The organism is uncultured Marinococcus sp. (assembly GCF_947493875.1).
Classification (GTDB): Bacteria; Bacillota; Bacilli; order Bacillales; family Marinococcaceae; genus Marinococcus.
The window spans coordinates 1-2,735 of record NZ_CANLSU010000021.1; the positions used below are offsets into that span (position 1 = coordinate 1).

General features: G+C 58.0%; 2 rRNA genes. Both read left to right on the plus strand.

Annotation, left to right across the window (positions count from 1 at the left end):
- Window positions 1-2,585 (plus strand): 23S ribosomal RNA (locus tag Q0757_RS16880); the annotation flags it as partial.
- 65 nt (window positions 2,586-2,650) lie between these two features.
- Window positions 2,651-2,735: ribosomal RNA gene (gene rrf / locus Q0757_RS16885) — 5S ribosomal RNA — on the plus strand; the annotation flags it as partial.

The following is a 2,735-nucleotide window of genomic DNA, read 5'->3' on the forward strand; positions in this document are numbered from 1 at the left end:
GGCCCGCCAGAGACGGTAACAGCCCGGTAGCCGACATCCTCCCCCCGCCGGGGGTATCCTGAGTACGACGGGACACGAGAAATCCCGTCGGAAGCTGGGAGGACCATCTCCCAAGGCTAAATACTCCCTAGTGACCGATAGTGAACCAGTACCGTGAGGGAAAGGTGAAAAGCACCCCGGAAGGGGAGTGAAACAGATCCTGAAACCGTGTGCCTACAAGAAGTCGGAGCCCGTTAAGGGGTGACGGCGTGCCTTTTGTAGAATGAACCGGCGAGTTACGCTCGTCTGCAAGGTTAAGCCGCAAAGGCGGAGCCGCAGCGAAAGCGAGTCTGAAGAGGGCGATGCAGTAGGCGGGCGTAGACCCGAAACCAGGTGATCTACCCATGACCAGGGTGAAGGCCAGGTAACACTGGCTGGAGGCCCGAACCCACGCAAGTTGAAAATTGCGGGGATGAGTCGTGGGTAGCGGTGAAATGCCAATCGAACCTGGAGATAGCTGGTTCTCCCCGAAATAGCTTTAGGGCTAGCCTCGGGTATGAGAGTCCTGGAGGTAGAGCACTGATTGGACGAGGGGTCCTTCCCGGATTACCGAATTCAGTCAAACTCCGAATGCCAGCGACTTGCTGCCCGGGAGTCAGACGGCGAGTGCTAAGATCCGTCGTCGAGAGGGAAACAGCCCAGACCACCGGCTAAGGTCCCTAAGTCTGCGTTAAGTGGAAAAGGATGTGGAGTTGCTTAGACAACTAGGATGTTGGCTTAGAAGCAGCCATCATTGAAAGAGTGCGTAATAGCTCACTAGTCGAGTGACTCTGCGCCGACAATGTACCGGGGCTAAACGCAGCACCGAAGCCGTGGACTCTCCCGCATGGGAGAGATGGTAGGGGAGCGTTCCAGGGGCTTGGAAGCCGGACCGTGAGGACCGGTGGAGCGCCTGGAAGTGAGAATGCCGGTATGAGTAGCGAAAAGAAGGGTGAGAATCCCTTCCGTCGAAAACCCAAGGTTTCCTGAGGAAGGCTCGTCCGCTCAGGGTTAGTCGGGTCCTAAGCCGAGGCCGAAAGGCGTAGGCGATGGAAAACAGGTTGATATTCCTGTACCACCTCCGTTCCATTTGAGTGATGGGGGGACGCAGGCAGGCACGGCCGCGCGCTGTTGGACATGCGCGTTGAAGCTGGCAAGGCCGGGGGAGCGGCAAATCCCTCCCCCAGACGGCCAAGCGGTGACCAGGAGGGCCCTACGGGGCCCGAAGGGCCGGCACCTACCCTGCCAAGAAAAGCCTCTAGCGAGGAACGTGGTGCCCGTACCGTAAACCGACACAGGTAGGTGGGATGAGTATTCTAAGACGCGCGGGAAAACTCTCGTTAAGGAACTCGGCAAAAGGACCCCGTAACTTCGGGAGAAGGGGTGCTCCCCGGGGTGAATAGCCCCAGGGAGCCGCAGTGAAAGGGCCCAAGCGACTGTTTATCAAAAACACAGGTCTCTGCGAAGCCGTAAGGCGAAGTATAGGGGCTGACACCTGCCCGGTGCTGGAAGGTTAAGAGGAGGCGTTATCCCCCTTCGGGGGGAGAAGCGCCGAATTGAAGCCCCAGTAAACGGCGGCCGTAACTATAACGGTCCTAAGGTAGCGAAATTCCTTGTCGGGTAAGTTCCGACCCGCACGAAAGGTGCAACGACTTGGGCACTGTCTCAACGAGAGACCCGGTGAAATTATAATACCTGTGAAGATGCAGGTTCCCCGCGACAGGACGGAAAGACCCCATGGAGCTTTACTGTAGCTTGACATTGGATGTGGGTACCACTTGTACAGGATAGGTAGGAGCCATCGAATCCGGACCGCCAGGTTCGGAGGAGGCGCTGGTGGGATACTACCCTGGTGGTATCGACATTCTAACCGCAGGCCGTGATCCGGCCTCGGGACCGTGTCAGGTGGGCAGTTTGACTGGGGCGGTCGCCTCCCAAACAGTAACGGAGGCGCCCAATGGTTCCCTCAGAATGGTCGGACATCATTCGCAGAGTGCAAAGGCACAAGGGAGCTTGACTGCGAGACCTACAAGTCGAGCAGGGACGAAAGTCGGGCTTAGTGATCCGGCGGCACCGCATGGAAGGGCCGTCGCTCAACGGATAAAAGCTACCCTGGGGATAACAGGCTAATCTCTCCCAAGAGTTCACATCGACGGGGAGGTTTGGCACCTCGATGTCGGCTCATCGCATCCTGGGGCTGAAGTAGGTCCCAAGGGTTGGGCTGTTCGCCCATTAAAGCGGTACGCGAGCTGGGTTCAGAACGTCGTGAGACAGTTCGGTCCCTATCCGTCGCGGGCGCAGGAAAGGTGAAAGGAGCTGTCCTTAGTACGAGAGGACCGGGATGGACACACCGCTGGTGTACCAGTTGTTCCGCCAGGAGCACTGCTGGGTAGCTACGTGTGGACGGGATAAGTGCTGAAAGCATCTAAGCATGAAGCCCCCCTTAAGATGACCTTTCCCCTCTACGGAGATAAGACCCCTTGAAGATGACGAGGTAGATAGGTCCGGCGTGGACGCATGGCGACATGTGCAGCGGACGGATACTAATCGGTCGAAGTCTTATCCACGCACAGCACGATACGCGGCGGTGGCTGCGGTCTCGGTATTTGGTTGTCAGGGCCCGACGGGCCAGTCCGGTGGCAACAGCGAAGAGGATCCACCCGTTCCCATGCCGAACACGGAAGTTAAGCTCTTCAGCGTTGATGATAGCCGGGGGT